The organism is Achromobacter sp. DMS1, from assembly GCF_001270295.1.
The window spans coordinates 1-14087 of record NZ_LHSJ01000092.1 but is presented as its reverse complement, the minus strand read 5'-3'; the positions used below and the strand labels follow the sequence as shown (position 1 = coordinate 14087).

General features: G+C 66.9%; 16 protein-coding genes and 2 pseudogenes. 4 read left to right on the top strand and 14 right to left on the bottom strand.

Annotation, left to right across the window (positions count from 1 at the left end; translation table 11 throughout):
- Together AD428_RS12720 and AD428_RS12715 are read right to left on the bottom strand one after the other, a co-directional pair.
- Positions 1 to 1367, bottom strand: a pseudogene (locus AD428_RS12720) (N-acyl-D-amino-acid deacylase family protein); the annotation flags it as partial.
- A gap of 20 nt (positions 1368 to 1387) precedes the next feature.
- On the bottom strand, positions 1388 to 2365 hold the full coding sequence (locus AD428_RS12715) for a Bug family tripartite tricarboxylate transporter substrate binding protein (RefSeq protein WP_053244839.1): 978 nt from the start codon (positions 2363 to 2365) through the stop codon (positions 1388 to 1390).
- Positions 2366 to 2504: 139 nt separating this feature from the next.
- Between AD428_RS12715 and AD428_RS12710 the strand changes: the two genes are divergently transcribed.
- A complete protein-coding gene (locus tag AD428_RS12710; protein ID WP_053245403.1) occupies positions 2505 to 3434 on the top strand; it encodes a LysR family transcriptional regulator in 930 nt (309 codons plus the stop codon).
- Positions 3435 to 3682: 248 nt separating this feature from the next.
- The gene (locus tag AD428_RS12705; RefSeq protein WP_053245402.1) at positions 3683 to 4642 is read left to right on the top strand and encodes an N-carbamoyl-D-amino-acid hydrolase; all 960 of its coding nucleotides are present in this window, start codon (positions 3683 to 3685) and stop codon (positions 4640 to 4642) included.
- A gap of 121 nt (positions 4643 to 4763) precedes the next feature.
- On the opposite strand, the gene AD428_RS12700 is transcribed toward AD428_RS12705, so the two are convergent.
- The 10 genes and pseudogenes from AD428_RS12700 to AD428_RS12660 form a co-directional block, all read right to left on the bottom strand.
- The gene (locus tag AD428_RS12700; RefSeq protein ID WP_053244840.1) at positions 4764 to 5993 is read right to left on the bottom strand and encodes an MFS transporter; all 1230 of its coding nucleotides are present in this window, start codon (positions 5991 to 5993) and stop codon (positions 4764 to 4766) included.
- A 66-nt stretch (positions 5994 to 6059) separates the two neighbouring features.
- On the bottom strand, positions 6060 to 6965 hold the full coding sequence (locus AD428_RS12695; protein ID WP_053244841.1) for an amidohydrolase family protein: 906 nt from the start codon (positions 6963 to 6965) through the stop codon (positions 6060 to 6062).
- A gap of 32 nt (positions 6966 to 6997) precedes the next feature.
- Positions 6998 to 7708 carry a FadR/GntR family transcriptional regulator gene (locus AD428_RS12690; RefSeq protein ID WP_053245401.1) on the bottom strand — a complete coding sequence of 237 codons (711 nt, stop codon included), beginning with the start codon at positions 7706 to 7708 and terminating at the stop codon, positions 6998 to 7000.
- A 5-nt stretch (positions 7709 to 7713) separates the two neighbouring features.
- Positions 7714 to 7833: pseudogene (locus AD428_RS24960) on the bottom strand (helix-turn-helix domain-containing protein); the annotation flags it as partial.
- A gap of 69 nt (positions 7834 to 7902) precedes the next feature.
- Positions 7903 to 8499, bottom strand: a complete 597-nt coding sequence (locus AD428_RS12685; RefSeq protein WP_235490108.1) for a TIGR02391 family protein — start codon at positions 8497 to 8499, stop codon at positions 7903 to 7905.
- A 22-nt stretch (positions 8500 to 8521) separates the two neighbouring features.
- Positions 8522 to 8824 carry a helix-turn-helix domain-containing protein gene (locus tag AD428_RS12680; protein ID WP_005304626.1) on the bottom strand — a complete coding sequence of 101 codons (303 nt, stop codon included), beginning with the start codon at positions 8822 to 8824 and terminating at the stop codon, positions 8522 to 8524.
- Entirely contained in the window at positions 8808 to 9191 is a 384-nt protein-coding gene (locus tag AD428_RS12675; protein WP_053245405.1) for a type II toxin-antitoxin system RelE/ParE family toxin, read from the bottom strand. The genes AD428_RS12680 and AD428_RS12675 overlap by 17 nt, the downstream gene beginning before the upstream one ends.
- A 310-nt stretch (positions 9192 to 9501) precedes the next feature.
- Positions 9502 to 10701, bottom strand: coding sequence for a tyrosine-type recombinase/integrase (locus AD428_RS12670; RefSeq protein ID WP_053245400.1), 1200 nt, complete (start codon positions 10699 to 10701; stop codon positions 9502 to 9504).
- Between the two features lie 218 nt (positions 10702 to 10919).
- Complete coding sequence (locus AD428_RS12665) at positions 10920 to 11123, bottom strand: cold-shock protein (protein WP_053245399.1); 204 nt, start codon at positions 11121 to 11123, stop codon at positions 10920 to 10922.
- A gap of 375 nt (positions 11124 to 11498) precedes the next feature.
- Positions 11499 to 11819 carry a hypothetical protein gene (locus AD428_RS12660; RefSeq protein ID WP_053245398.1) on the bottom strand — a complete coding sequence of 107 codons (321 nt, stop codon included), beginning with the start codon at positions 11817 to 11819 and terminating at the stop codon, positions 11499 to 11501.
- A gap of 25 nt (positions 11820 to 11844) precedes the next feature.
- Here AD428_RS12660 and AD428_RS26790 point away from each other — a divergent pair, with 25 nt between their 5' ends.
- Both AD428_RS26790 and AD428_RS12650 read left to right on the top strand, forming a co-directional pair.
- Positions 11845 to 12261, top strand: coding sequence for a hypothetical protein (locus AD428_RS26790; RefSeq protein ID WP_160318580.1), 417 nt, complete (start codon positions 11845 to 11847; stop codon positions 12259 to 12261).
- A 186-nt stretch (positions 12262 to 12447) separates the two neighbouring features.
- Positions 12448 to 12777, top strand: coding sequence for a DUF2513 domain-containing protein (locus AD428_RS12650; protein WP_053245404.1), 330 nt, complete (start codon positions 12448 to 12450; stop codon positions 12775 to 12777).
- Positions 12778 to 12834: 57 nt separating this feature from the next.
- Here AD428_RS12650 and AD428_RS12645 read toward each other — a convergent pair whose 3' ends face one another.
- Positions 12835 to 13056, bottom strand: a complete 222-nt coding sequence (locus AD428_RS12645; protein ID WP_235490105.1) for a hypothetical protein — start codon at positions 13054 to 13056, stop codon at positions 12835 to 12837.
- A 76-nt stretch (positions 13057 to 13132) separates the two neighbouring features.
- On the bottom strand, positions 13133 to 14087 hold a 955-nt coding region (locus AD428_RS12640), incomplete at its 5' end, for an autotransporter outer membrane beta-barrel domain-containing protein (protein ID WP_053245396.1).

Genomic DNA, 14087 nt, shown 5'->3' with positions numbered 1-14087 from the left:
CGTGCCGTTGACCCACACCGCCTCGATGCCTTCGCTGCGCCGCACCGGCTCGGCAAAGGTCGCCAGGTCGGCAACCGTGTCCGGGTCCAGCAGCACCAGGTCGGCATAGTGCCCGGCCTTCAGCAGCCCGCGGTCGGCCAGGCCGTACTGGCTCGCGGCCAGGCCGGTCATGCGGTGAATGGCCGCGGGCAGGCTGAGCGTCCCCTCTTCACGCACCAGCCGGCGCAGCACCCGGGTGAAGGTGCCCCATTGGCGCGGATGGGGGTGCGGGTCGAACGGCAGGCCGTCCGACCCCACCATGGTGAGCGGGTGCTGGAAGATGCGGGTCACGTCGTCGGGCGACATGAGGAAATAGATGGCGCCCGCCGGCGCCAGCCGCGCCAGCGCGGCCTCGTCGTCCAGCCCGAGTTCGGCCTGCACCTCGCTGAAATCGCGGCCCGTCGCGGCCGGATACCCCTTGGACCAGGTAATCAGCGTCCGGCTGGCCAGGCGTGCGCGGTCCAGCCGCAGCATGGTGGAAGTGGCGGGATACGGATGGCAGTCCAGGCACACGGGCTGCCGCGCGGCCGCCCGGGTGATGAGCTCCAGGGTTTCGCGGCTGCGGCCGTGGTTGCGCTCGCCGGCCAGCTTGTGGTGCGAGAACACGACCCGCGCGCCCGTGGCGCGGCCGATCTCCAGCGCTTCTTCCATTGCCGGGACGATGTGGTCGGCCTCGTCGCGCAGATGCGTGGCGTAGATCGCGCCGCGGCCGGCCAGCGGCGCGCACACGTCGATGATCTCGTCGGTGGGCGCGGCCGCCGCCGGCGGATAGAACGTGCCGGTGGATACGCCGAAGGCGCCCGCCCGCATGGCCTCGTCCAGCAGCCCGGCCATCGCCTCGCGCTCGCGCGGCGTGGCGCGCGCGCCGTGTCGTCCATGACCGCCACGCGCAGCGTGGTGTGGCCCACCAGCGCGATCACGTTGGTGGCGGCCGGCTGGGCTTGCAGGTGCGCGACCCAGTCGGCGAACGTGGCGAAGCGGAACAGCCCGGGCGGCCCCAGCAGGTCCAGGGGCTGCGGCACGGCGTCGCGCACCAGCGGCGCGAGGCTGATGCCGCAGTTGCCCGTGACCACCGTGGTAATGCCCTGCGACACCTTGGGCGTCATGTCGGGGTGCGCGAGCAGATAGCCGTCGTCATGCGTGTGCGAGTCGATGAAGCCCGGCGCCAGCACCTTGCCGCCCGCGTCCCTCGTGTTTGCGCCGGCGGGCGGCTGGAACTCGCCCACGGCGAGGATGCGCTGGTCCTGGATGGCGAGATTGCCCCGGACCGGCGCCCCGCCGGAACCGTCCACGATCAGGGCATTGGTGATGATGAGATCGGCTTGCATGCGTATGGCCGCGTTTGCGCTCAGTCCAGTTTCTCGATGCCGGCCGATTCGATGATGCCGCGCCATTTGGCGGTTTCGGCGTCGATCAGCTTCTTGAAGTCCGCCGGGCTTCCGCCCGCCGGTTCGGCGCCCAGCGCGGCCAGGCCCTGGCGCACCTCGGGGGCCTGCAGCGCCTTGACCAGCTCGGCATTGAGCTGCCGCACGACGGCATCGGGCGTGCCCCTGGGCGCCACCACCCCGCCCCAGGCCACCGTCTCGTAACCCTTGAGGCCCAGCTCGTCGATGGTGGGCACTTCCGGCAGCAGCGACAGCCGCTTCAGGCTGCTCACGCCCAGCGCGCGCACCTTGCCGCTCTTGATGAGCGGCACCGCTTCCGAGGAATTCACGAAAATGAAGTCGAGCCGGCCGCCCAGCAGGTCCTGGATGGCGGCGGGCCCGCCGTTGTAGGGGATGAACGTCACGTCGATCCCGGCCATGCTCTTGAAAAGCTCGCCGCCCATGTGGCCGGTGGTTCCCACGCCCGACGCGCCGTACGACATGCGGCCCGGCGCCGCCTTGGCGCGGCCGATCAGGTCCTGCACCGACTTCACCGGCGAGGCGGCGGGCACGATCAGCACGTTGTAGAGATCGAACAGGTGCGCCACCGGCGCGAGATCCTGGTCTACGTCGTACGGCAGCTTCTTGAAGAGCGAACGGTTCACCGCCAGCGTGTTGATATTGCCGTAGCCGATGGTGTAGCCGTCGGCGGCGGCGCGCTTGATGAGCGTGATGCCGATGTTGCCCGCGGCGCCCGGGCGGTTCTCGACCACCACATTGGCGCCGGTATCCTTGGACACCTGCGTGGTGACCAGGCGCGAGAGCACGTCGGGCGAGCCGCCCGCGGCGGACGGCACGACAAACGTGATGGGTTTCTCGGGAAAGGCGGCGTGGGCGGCGGCGCAGGCCAGCCCGGCGGCCAGGGCGGCCGCGCGCAGGCCGCGTTGAAGATGGCGGTTCATTCGTATTCCCCTGTTGTGGTTTGATACTGCGCCGGGCAGGTTATCACCGGCGCGGCGCCGCTCCCTCATCGAAAAATGTCCCGAACCTATAATCCGCCGTTATTGCCAGCAATCCCACAGCCAGAGACGAGCAGCCGGTATGCACGATGACGATTCCCCCTCGGCGCTGGCGCCCGGCGGCAGCCGGCCCCTCAACCTGCGCCAGATCGAGGTGTTCCGCGCCATCATGATGTCGGGCTCGATCAGCGGCGCGGGCCGCATGCTCCATGTGTCCCAGCCCGCGGTGAGCCGCGTGCTCGCTCTTACCGAAAGCCGGCTGGGCTATGCGCTTTTCGAGCGCACGCGCAGCCGGCTCGTGCCCACGCCGGAAGCGCGCCGGCTGTATGGCGAAGTCGAGCAGGTCTATGGCGGCATCCAGCGCGTCAACGACCTGGCCGCCTCGCTCGCCCGCGACGGCGCGGGCATGCTGCGCGTGGTTTCCAGCGCCACCTTCGGCCAGCGCCTGGTGCCCCAGGCCCTGCTGCGCATGCGCCGGCGCAACGAGCGCAGCCGCATCGACTATCGCAGCGTCACCTATGACGAGTTGGCGGGGTATTTCCTCACCGGCCGCGCCGACGTTGGCCTGTCCATGTCGCCGCCGCAGCATCCCAACCTGAGCTCCACCCTGCTGGGAACCGTGCCCATCGTCTGCCTCGCGCCGCGCGGCCACGAACTGGCCGGACACGAGGTGGTGCACGCCGGCGACTTTTCCTGCGCGCAATGGATAGGCTATCCCCCCGACACGCCGCTGAGCCGGGCGCTGGCGCCCTTCTTCGGCGGCGAACCGGCCTGCGCGCCCGCGGTCGAAGTCCATTCGCCCGTCACGGCCTGCGCCTTCGTCCTGCAGGGCCTGGGACCGGCGCTGGTGGACCGCTGGTGCGTCACGCCCGAACTGGCCGGCCACGTCGAAATCCGGCCGGTCGAACCGCCCGCCCACGTGCAGATCTGGGCCACCCACACGAATCTGGCGCCGATTCCCCTGCTCGGCCGGCGCTTTCTCGAAGCCGTCTCGCAGATGCTGGCCGACTAGGGGGCGCCGCCCCCGGCGGCCATCGAATTTTGTGCCACCGCCATAACGCCGCGCTATCGCCGGCAGCGCGCCGCTGCTCGAAAACCCAATGGCGGCGCGGACTTGCGCCCTGCCGGCGGCGCGGGCCCGGCCGCCGCGCGGCGGGTTTCGCCGCGGCGGCATAGACGGCATGCTTATGCCCGGACGGCTGGCGTTTCCATGCCGGCCGCAACCGCACACGCGAACACAGACGAAAAGGGACGCAAGCAATGAACGAAAAGGGGAAAGCCGGACGCCGCATCGGGCTGGCCGTGGCCCAGATGGGGCCGGTGCACCTGGCCGATACGCGCCGGCAGGTCGTGGCAAGGCTGGTGGAGATGCTGCGCGACGCGCACGGACGCGGCGCGGAGCTGGTGGTGTTTCCCGAGCTGGCGCTTACCACGTTTTTCCCGCGCTACTGGATGAGCGAGGAAGAAGCGCAGGCGCGCTTCTTCGAGGCCAGCATGCCCAATGCCGACACGCAGCCGCTCTTCGACGAGGCGCGCCGCCTGGGCGTGGGCTTTTATCTCGGCTATGCCGAACTGACGCCGCAGGGCGTGCCCTACAACACCGCCATCCTGGTCGACAGGGCCGGCGCCATTGTGGGACGCTACCGCAAGATCCACCTGCCGGGCCACGACGACCACAAGCCCGATGCGCCCTTCCAGCACCTGGAAAAGAAATTCTTCCGGGTCGGCGACGAGCCCTTCGGCGTATGGGACGCCATGGGCGCGCGCATCGGCATGTGCCTGTGCAATGACCGGCGCTGGCCCGAAACCTGGCGCGCCATGTCGCTGCAGAGCGCCGAGCTGGTGCTCCTGGGCTACAACACGCCCTCGCACAACATTCACTGGCCCGAGCCGGTGCACCTGCGCATGCACCACCACCTCATCACGCTGCAGGCCAGCGCCTACCAGAACTGCGTCTGGGCGGCCGCCGCCGCCAAGTGCGGCTCGGAAGACGGCCATCACATGATCGGGGGCTCGGTCATCGTCGCCCCCACCGGCGAGATCGCCGCGCAGACCGTGACCGAAGATGACGAAGTCATCGCGGCCCATGTCGACCTGGACCTGGCCGAGGCGTTCCGCCGCAACGTCTTCGACTTCGCGCGCCACCGGCGTCCCGAGCACTACGCGCTCATCACCGAGCGCACGGGCCCCGGCCCCGCGCTGCCGCGCAAGCCGCTGTAGCCCGCACGGGAAGCCCAAGCGAACCGCCCCCCGCAGCCGGACGACGATCCGGCCCGCGGGGGGCGGCAGCAGGCGCCGCGCGTCCCCGGGGACGCGCGGCGCGCCGGCGCTCAGGCCCGGCTCAGTTGAGCACCCGGCCCTTGGTTTCCGGCAGCAGCAGCGCGGTCACGATCACGATGGCATAGGCCCCCGTGGCGAATGCGCCGATGGCCCAGGCCAGGCCGTGGGTCTGGCTCAGGAAACCGACCAGGCTCGGAAACAGCGCGCCGATGCCGCGCCCGAAGTTGTAGGCGAAGCCCTGGCCGTTGGCGCGCACCTCGGTGGGAAACAGCTCCGTCAGATAGGCGCCGATGCCGCTGAAGATGCCCGAGGCGGCAAAACCCAGCGGGAAGCCCAGGATCAGCATCTGATCGTCGCTCAGGGGCACCAGCGTGTAGATGTAGACCGACAGGGCCGACAGCACCGAGAAAATCAGCAGATTGGCGCGCCGGCCCAGCTTGTCGGCCAGGTAGGCGCCCGCGATGTAGCCGCAGAACGAGCCGAGGATGATCACCATCAGATAACCGCCGGTGCCCAGCACCGACAGGTGCCGCTCGGTCTTCAGGAAGGTCGGCAGCCAGGTCGTGATGGCGTAATAGCCGCCCTGCACGCCCGTGCACAGCACGGCCGACACCAGCGTGGTCTTGATGAGTTCGGGCGAGAAGATCTTCCAGAACGACGGCTTTTCGGCGGACGCGTCCACCTTGGCGCGCGAACGCTGGAACACCTCGGGCTCCGGCACGTGCTTGCGGATGTAGAGCACCAGGAACGCGGGCGCCACGCCGATCCAGAAGAGCGAGCGCCAGGCCCACTCGGGCGGCAGCACCGAAAACGCCACCGTGTACAGAATGGCGGCCACGCCCCAGCCCACGGCCCAGCCGCTCTGCACCGTGCCCACCGCCTTGCCGCGGTGCTGCGCGCGCACGATCTCGCCCATCAGCACCGAGCCCACGGCCCATTCGCCGCCGAAGCCCAGCCCCTGCAGCGCCCTCAGCAGGAAAAGCTGCTCGAAATTCTGCGAGAAGCCGATGGCCACCGTGCAGATCGAGAACCACAGGATCGTGATCTGCAGCACGCGCACGCGCCCGTAGCGGTCGGCCAGGATGCCGGCCAGCCAGCCGCCCACGGCCGAGAACAGCAGCGTCACCGTGCCCAGCATGCCGGCCTGGCCTTTCTCGATGCCCCACAGGTTGATGAGCGTGGAAATCACGAAGGTGAACACCATGAAATCCAGCGCATCGATGGCCCAGCCGCCGAAAGCGCCGATGAAAGTGCGGCGCTCGGTAGGATTCAGTTCTCTATACCACTGCATGATCTGTCTCTTGAGTCGTTGTATGAAGACGGGCCCGCCAGGGCCCGCCAGAAAAGTCGCGGCGCGTCATGCCGCCGGAAAGCCGTAGAGCCGCTGGGGGTTCTCCACCAGGATGCGGCGCCGCAGTTCGGCCTCGGGCGCCCATTGCGCGAGCTGGTTGCGCAGTCGGCCCGTATTCACCATGGGCGAGATGTGCACGTGCGGCCAGTCGCTGCCCCACACCATGCGGTCCGGCGCCGTCTCGATCAGCGCGCGCGCCCAGGGCGTCACGTCGGCATAGGCGTCGAACTGCGTGCCGATGCGGTACGCGCCCGAAAGCTTCACCCACCAGCCATGGTCGGCCACCATGTGCCGCAGCGCCTGGAAGCCCGGGCTCTGCAAGCCCTCGGCCACCGGCATGTGGCCCATGTGGTCCACCACGCCCGGCACCGGCAGCTTGCGCATGCGCGGCAGCAATTCCGGCAACTGGCGCGCGTCCATCAGGAACTGCATGTGCCAGCCCAGGTCCTTGATGCGGCTCGCCAGCGTCTCCATCGCGCCGAAGCCGATGCCGCCGCCGAACAGCACGTTGATGCGCAGCCCGCGCACGCCCGCCGCGTGCATGTCTTCCAGCTCGCGGTCCGTCACGTCGGGCCCCACCACGCCGATGCCCCGCAATTGATCCGGGTGGCGGCGCAGCACCTCCAGCATGTAGCGGTTGTCGGTGCCGTAGACGCTGATCTGCACCAGCACCCCGCGCGACATACCCTGCGTCCCGAGCATGTCCAGGTACATGGACTCCGTGGCCGGATGCGGCGTATAGGTGCGCTCCGGCACCATGGGATAGGCCGCCGCATCGTCGGCCACCACGTGAGCGTGCGTATCGCAGGCGCCCGGCGGAATCTCGAACGCGGCGGGCTCCTGTTGCGACAGCGGCAGCGGCGCCAGGCAATAGGGCACGTCCGCGTCCGGGCGCGGTCGGATGTCAGTCATGATTTGTCTCCATGGAAATTACCTGCGACGGCTCAGTCTTTGCGCCTGCGCGCGCGCGGCGCGCCGTCGGAAGAGAAAGAAGCGGCGGCGGGCGTCGCGGCCGCCGGGGCGCCGTGCCGCAGGCCGAGGCGGTCCATGGCGCGCAGCAGGTGCGACACTGCCGCCGCGCGCGCCATCACCGCGTCGCGCGCCTCGATGGCCTCGAAGATCGCCACGTGCTCGCGATGCACCTGTTCCGGCAGGCCGGGCTCGCGCTGCGTGTTCTCGCGCGCGGTGCGCACCGTCTGGTAGAGCTGGGTATTGAGGTATTGCAGCAGCCGCAGGTGATATTTGTTGCCGCAGGCCGCCGCGATGCGCGCATGGAACTCGATGTCGGCCGCGCTGCTGCCCGCGTCGCGCAGCCCGCTTTCCAGGCGCGCCAGGATCGCCGCCAGCGCGTCCACGTCGGCCTGGCTGCGGCGCTCCGCCGCCAGCGCGGCTACCGCGCTTTCCAGATCGAGCCGCAGCTCGTAGATCGCGGCCAGCTCGGCCGCGTCCAGTTCCTGTCGCCGGGGCAGCTGGAACCCCGTCTCCGGCGTCGTGGCCCGCACGATGCAGCCCACCCCTTGCCGGCTTTCGATATACCCGTGCGCCCGCAGATGCTCGGTGACCTCGCGGATCACCATCGTGCTCACCCCATATGTCGCCGCCAGCTGCTTGCCCGTCGGCAGGCGCTCGCCCAGCGCATACTCGCCGCGCGCGATCCGGCCTCACGCAGGTATCGCCTGACCGTGTTGCGTGAGCAGCCTAGCTGCTTGGCCATCTCCCGAATGCTGACGCCGCGACGCGCCATTACCTTGATCTCCACTGCTTGCTCCTGAGTCAACATTGTCGGTGGCCAAAAAGCCACCATCATTGCCCAGGTGGGTCAGATTTACTCCGACGGGGTGGGTCAGTATTACACCGGCGCTAACACGAATGCCTTGCTCACCAGGTCAGCGCCATCGCCGTTCATGCCCGACAGCAAGCGAATCCGCTCCGCAACGCCTTTCGTTGCCTCGAACACGGCATGGAAGTAGTTTTCGTCCAGCAGCTCGGCACGGCAATAGTTCAGCACTTCCGCGTGGACGACGCGGCTTTCGAGCGCGGCCTTGAGTCGTCCAGCTCGGGCGCGCGCGGCATCAAGCGTCGTGGCCTTGTCGGCGTGCCCAACCTTACCGTCTTCGCGCACGTAGAAGCCGGAGAAGGCCAGGACGACATTGAGTTCGTCGCGCCGCCAGGTGAACGTCGCGGGGTCGCGGGCGTAGTTCACCGGGTTCATCGCGCGATTGATGAACATGATGAGATGGTTCCCGATCTGGTGCCGGTTCTGCGCGCCAGCCAGCGCATTGAACAACCGCTTCCATTTGGTGATGCCGGGCGACGTGTCGGCAACCTCTATTTCTTGCAGCAGGCGCTCGATCTGCGTTCCGCTCAGGCCCCGCTCGGTATCTGCAAGCACACGGCAAGCGGCTTCAAGATGCTGTGAGCTGAAAGGGTCAATTCGCGTCGCCAATGCCTGTCTCCCTAGTCAGGCATCAGATGATGGCCTGCAAGCCCTTGTCTGCAATGACGTTGAGCAGCTTGAGGGCCGGACCGGCCGGGCGAGTCTCGCCTTGCTCCCATTTGCGCACCGTCGAGGCTGTGGTGTGAAGGTGGAGCGCGAACACCGGCTGGCTAAATTTCAAGGCTTCGCGCAGGCGTTTGATGTCTGCAGCACCGAACTCCCGCACCGGTGGCGGGCAGATCGCGTCGAACTTGCGCATCGTCACCTTGCTGATCGCGCCCACTTCGTGGAGCGCAGCCAGGTCGCCACGCAGCGATTCAATGATCTTGCTCACAATGCACCTCCACTAAAACACCCGACTGCAACGCCTTCGACAAGGCTTCAGCAGACAGTTCCAAGAACACCTTGCCGGCGAATTGCAGCGCCTTCTTCTCGTCCTGCGTGATGTTCGCCTTGTCGTTCTTCGGGAAACCATGCAGAAACACGTAGCGGCTGCCGATCCTGGCCGATACCAGCGTGCGGTAGCCACCGCTCTTGCCACCGCCGGGGCGGGCCACCCGCTTCTTGTAGAGGGAGCCGCCCAAGTCCGCGTCGATCAGACCGCTTTCCATCTCCTGAACCGCCTTGCACAACGCGGCATCGGACAGCTTCTCGCCCGACTGCCAGCGTGCAAAGTCCTTGCGCTTGAGGATGTCCGTCATTTCGACCTCCAAACTATACCCGAAACGGGCATAGTTTTCCAGTCTCCGGTGTAGCACCTAGATAGAAGGGATGACCCACCCGATTGTCGTGACGCCGGCACGACAATCGAAGCCGACAGGACGGGATGCCGGCCACCGGTCACGCGGGCATCCTTGACCGAAATCAGCAGCGTATAGGCCGACCACGGCAGCGTGAAGACCTTGGCCAGCTCGGCGAGGCCGAATTTCCCAGACACTGTCTCGGAAATTGCGGAACGGGGATAGTCGGCCGGCAAGGCAGCGGGGGGCGCCACCGAAGGCGTCCTCTTGCTCATGCCGTGGCCTCCGCAGGGCGCCGCGCGCCCGTGATGGCCTGCCGCCGACTCGCCACCAGTTCGGCCGCATCCCGCACCGGCTTGTCCTCGGTGTGGACATAGTGCATGAACATCGCCACGGTCTTGTGCCCCGTCAGCTTCATGCCTACCTTGGTCGGCACGCCCGAATTGGCAATGTCGGTGGTCGAGCGATGGCGGATGCCGTGCGTGCCGACGTGCGGGACGCCGGCGGCCTTGAGCACGCGCTTCCAACCGCCATAGTGCTCGCCAAACGTCAGGTGCTTGGTCGGGTCGTTGGGCGACGGCAGGACATAGCGGCAACCTTCACGGCGCGGCGCCGTCGAAAACAGCCGGTAGGCTTCCGCGCTCATGGGCTTTGAAAGGCCGCCGGTCTTGCTATCGGGCCAGACCACGCGCCGGTTCTCCAGATCGACCCAATCCCATTCGAGTGTGCAGATTTCGGAGCGGCGACCGGCGAACTCGAATTGCAGGCGAATCGCCAGCGGGATGACGTAGTTCTCCAGTCCTTCCGCCTCCAGCTTCTCCAATTGGCGGAAGATCAGCGCCAGCTCGTCGTCCACGATGAGCCGGGTTTCCTCGCCGGGCGGGTACATCGGGACGTGGCGGCACGGGTTCGTGCCGTCCGGGCGGTAGCCCCACACTTCGGCCAAGTTGAACATCTTGCGCAGCACGCCGAAGGCGTTGTTCGCCTCGGCCGGCTTGTAGGCCAGCTTCTCCATCAGCCCGGCAATGTCGGGCCGCTTCACGTCCTGCACCTTCTTGCGGCCGATCAGCGGGACGATGCAGCGGTCGATGACCGCCTGATAGCCGCGCTGCGTGCTGGGCTTGTTGCGCTTCTTGGAGTAGTCCTCCATGAACTTCTTGCACAACGCTTCGACCGTGGGCGCCTTGCGTGCCTCGGCCTTGGCGCCGCCGGGGTCGCCGCCCCGGCGAACTTCGGCCAGCCAGTCCTGCGCCATGACGCGGGCCTGCTCCACGGTCAGTTCCCCGAACAGGCCCAGCGAGGGCTTGCGGGGCTGCCCGGAGTTCGTGCGGTACTGGAGCATGAACACCCGGCGGCCCTTCGGGGTAATTTTGCAGAGGAAACCCGGCACCACGGTATCCCGTAGTTCGATGTCCTTGGCTTGGGGTTGCGCCGACTCTACGGCGGTCTTGGTGAGCTTGATCTTCGCCACGATGACTCCTTGGAACGACCCGAATTCCAAGAGCCAGATAGGAGCGGCGCGAGGGAAAATCGGGTCAAGTTTCAGAAAGCACCGGCATATGATGGACGCGCGTAAGTTCTTGATAAACCTGCTGTATCGAGCTACGGCGCAGTCCAGCGAAGTACCGGGCTGGAGTCATCGTCAAACAAAAAAGCCCCTTGCGGGGCTTTTCTCGGAGAGCCGGGTTCTTACAGAACCTGGATCTTGGTGGCCTGCGGACCCTTGGGGCCGTTGGCCGTCACGAAGCTGACGCGCTGGTTTTCTTCCAGGGTCTTGAAGCCCGTGGCCTGGATTTCAGAGAAGTGGGCAAACAGATCCTTGCCGCCCGCTTCCGGGGTGATGAAGCCATAGCCCTTTTCCGAATTGAACCACTTAACAACGCCGGTTTCCATACTGTATTTCCTAGAGATAATGAGCAAACGCCCGGGGATCACGAATCAATCAAGGAGGGGACAGTAGAACAATAACGCTAAGCCGGAAAAGGCACGGCACTGATCGAAAATCGCAACGCTTGTGATCGTGTGCCGTAACTATGATTTATGTTCCCCTCACAAGTCAACATAATCCTAAAAAACACGTGCCAATAATGCAACAAAGAGAAACCACGTTGAAAATCCGCACTTTTCACAGGCAATAGAACGCCCGGCACGCGTGCAAACCACCCATGCGTAATAAAAATATCGGCTTAAATAAGCTATAAGCGCCGTCCCGCGGCAGCGCACAAAAGTCCTAGGCCATTGGCACGACGTCGGGCGGGAGCCGGGGTCTTACTCGTCTATGGGCAAACCCAGCAAGTCGAGTGCCGCGCCAAAGGCGTCGGCATCGGCGCAAAGGAAAACCGCAACGTCGCCAGGGTTCATATTTTCCAGAACCTGATCGATCTGTTCTTGCGCATTATCAACATCGTCGACATTTGCGGCGTGTATGTCCGCGCCGGCGTCGACTTTTTCGCGGGGAACGATGTCAGCGATCGCATTGAGATCGGTGACGCCCGTGACAACGTAGGTGCTGATGCTTTCGCCATCCAGCGTGGTGTCCAGCGCTACGCCGCCAGGCACGTCGGCAACCAGCCGACTCTGTATTTCCATTTCCATCTTCCTTGATCCGCGGGACGTGGCCCGCCTGGGCGCGCACGCAGGCGCGCGCACACCCAGGCGCGACTATAACAGCCCTGGCCCGGGATGGGGCGGCGCGCTTTACGCTTTTCCGGCTTTCGGACCGATGGGACGGCGCGCCGCCCCCCGACGTGGCCGCCACGCGGCGGCAGCGCACCTCCGCGGCCGCGAGCACCGTCTTGAGCGCCTGCTGCGCCTGCTCGAACGAGACCTGGTCGGATCCGGCATGGCGGCAGGCGAACAGCTGCGCCTCCAGCCGGGTGCGGCGCGCCTTGCGGTTGCCGCTTTCCTGGGCCAGCCATTGTCCGACCCACTCCGCCGCCGACCGGGCGTCGCCCTGCGCCTTCAGGCGCTCCTGCAGGTCGAAAACGAGCACGCCCGAGACCCGGCCTGCCTCGTCGCGCGCCAGGAATAACCTGGCCGCTGCGCCGGAGTAGCCGGGAACGATGGCAAGGCAATCACGTTCGGCGGGTTTCTTCATGATGCACACTCGGTGAAAGGGAAAAGGCGAGACTGTAACCCGTGGTGCCAGCAGGACTGGAAACCCGGCAACTCTGCTATTGTGGATTCATTCCCTCCCAGCCCCGACGAGGTGCACATCATGCAACGCGATTTCGATCTGGTGGTTTCCATTCTGGGCGCGCTGCGCGACGCGTCCGGCCCGAACCTGAGCACACACGACATCAAGAACGCCGCGCTGGCGCCCCACCCCGAGGAACAGGGCCTGCAGGTGGTGGCCCACCATCTCGAACTGCTGGCCGACGCCGGGCTGGTGAAGCAGATCAGCGAGACGGCCGCCAACGCCGGCGCCACGCGCTGGCGCCTGACCTGGAAAGGCTACGACGCCCTCGAGCAGAACGAGGACGACGAGGACGAGGACGAGGACGAAGAGGACTACGAGGAAGAGGAAGACGAAGAAGACGAAGACTGACGCCCGGCCTCGCGCCGCGCCGGATGCGGCGCGTCAGCAAGGCCGACGCCGACGCGATTACCAGCGTGAACATGGCCGCGGCGATTGCCAGCATGCCCGCCATGTCGCCGAAGCCGCCCCGGGGGGCGAGCAGCGCGACGCCCGCCAGCACCGCGAGGCCCAGACCGCCACGCCCGCGAACGTGCGGCCGGCGGACGCCATGCGGCCGCACAGCGAACCCACGGCCAGGGCGGCCGCGACCAGCGCGGCCATGGACCAGAACAGATATTCGTATTGCACGGCGGACGGCCCTCCTCCCAGGCATCGAGGCGTCCCGCATTATAAGGACGGCGACCGGCGCAACCGGCCCGTTTTCCTAGAAGCGGAAGCGGTAGCCGATGCTGGCCGTGAGTTCGTGACTCACGCTGGCGCCATGCCCGTACTGCACGTCCACGAAAGCGCCGTGACGGCCGGACTCCACGCCCAGCCCTCCGCCCAGCTGCCAGCGGTTGCCCGGCAGCGCGACGTGATAATCGGTGTTGCCGAAAGACACGGTGTCGTCGTGGGAGAACTGCTTCAGGTAGGAAGCCTTGACATAGGGCTGCATCACACCGCCCTGCTGCAGCGCGATGCTGCGGCCGGCGCGCAGGCCCGCCCTGCCCTGCACCGAAGTCTGGCTGCTGCGCGTGTAAATACCCTGGAGCTGGGGCTCGACGAACCAGCCCGAGCCCAGGTTCCAGTGATAGCCGGTTTCGATACTGCCCGAATAAGTGGTGTGCGACACGTTGTCGGCGTATTCGCCGCGGTCCAGCGGGAGGTCGAAACGCACGTCCTGCTCGATCCGGCCCACCTTGTTCACCACGTCCAGGTACAGGCCGCTCTGGTGCTCGTACGACAGGTAGATGCCCGCATAGCGGCTGTCGATCTTGCCGTGCGTGCCGAATTCCGCGTCCTGCCCGGACCGCGACATGCCGACAAAGCCGCCGAGGTAGAGCGTGCCCGCCTGCCCCGCCCAGGCATAGTCGGCGCCTGCCGAAACCGCGCTGGCGTCCTGGTCGAACGCGCTGGCGTCGGCGGTTTCGACCTGGTAGCCGCTGGCCGCCCCGCGCAGCCAGAAACCGCCCCGCTCGGGACGGGTGCGCAGCTCGCCCTTGCGCTGCGCCACCGTGCCCAGTTCGGTGTCGAGCAACATGATGGAGGCGGTCTGGCCCATGGCGACCGCGTTGGCGCCGCGGTCTGCCACCGCCTGGCGGTATTCGGCCAGCAACCGGCGCTGCGCCTCGAGCGCGGCCTGCTTCTGCGCTTCGATCGCCGCGCGCTGGGCTTCGAGC

Bases quoted from the DNA above. Each gene is read 5' to 3' on its own strand.
- AD428_RS12700 (WP_053244840.1), bottom strand. From the start codon at position 5,993: ATGCAGTGGTATAGAGAACTGAATCCTACCGAGCGCCGCACTTTCATC.
- AD428_RS12715 (WP_053244839.1), bottom strand. From the start codon at position 2,365: ATGAACCGCCATCTTCAACGCGGCCTGCGCGCGGCCGCCCTGGCCGCC.
- AD428_RS12665 (WP_053245399.1), bottom strand. From the start codon at position 11,123: ATGGAAACCGGCGTTGTTAAGTGGTTCAATTCGGAAAAGGGCTATGGC.
- AD428_RS12695 (WP_053244841.1), bottom strand. From the start codon at position 6,965: ATGACTGACATCCGACCGCGCCCGGACGCGGACGTGCCCTATTGCCTG.
- AD428_RS12710 (WP_053245403.1), top strand. From the start codon at position 2,505: ATGCACGATGACGATTCCCCCTCGGCGCTGGCGCCCGGCGGCAGCCGG.
- AD428_RS12675 (WP_053245405.1), bottom strand. From the start codon at position 9,191: ATGACGGACATCCTCAAGCGCAAGGACTTTGCACGCTGGCAGTCGGGC.
- AD428_RS12660 (WP_053245398.1), bottom strand. From the start codon at position 11,819: ATGGAAATACAGAGTCGGCTGGTTGCCGACGTGCCTGGCGGCGTAGCG.
- AD428_RS12650 (WP_053245404.1), top strand. From the start codon at position 12,448: ATGCAACGCGATTTCGATCTGGTGGTTTCCATTCTGGGCGCGCTGCGC.
- AD428_RS12705 (WP_053245402.1), top strand. From the start codon at position 3,683: ATGAACGAAAAGGGGAAAGCCGGACGCCGCATCGGGCTGGCCGTGGCC.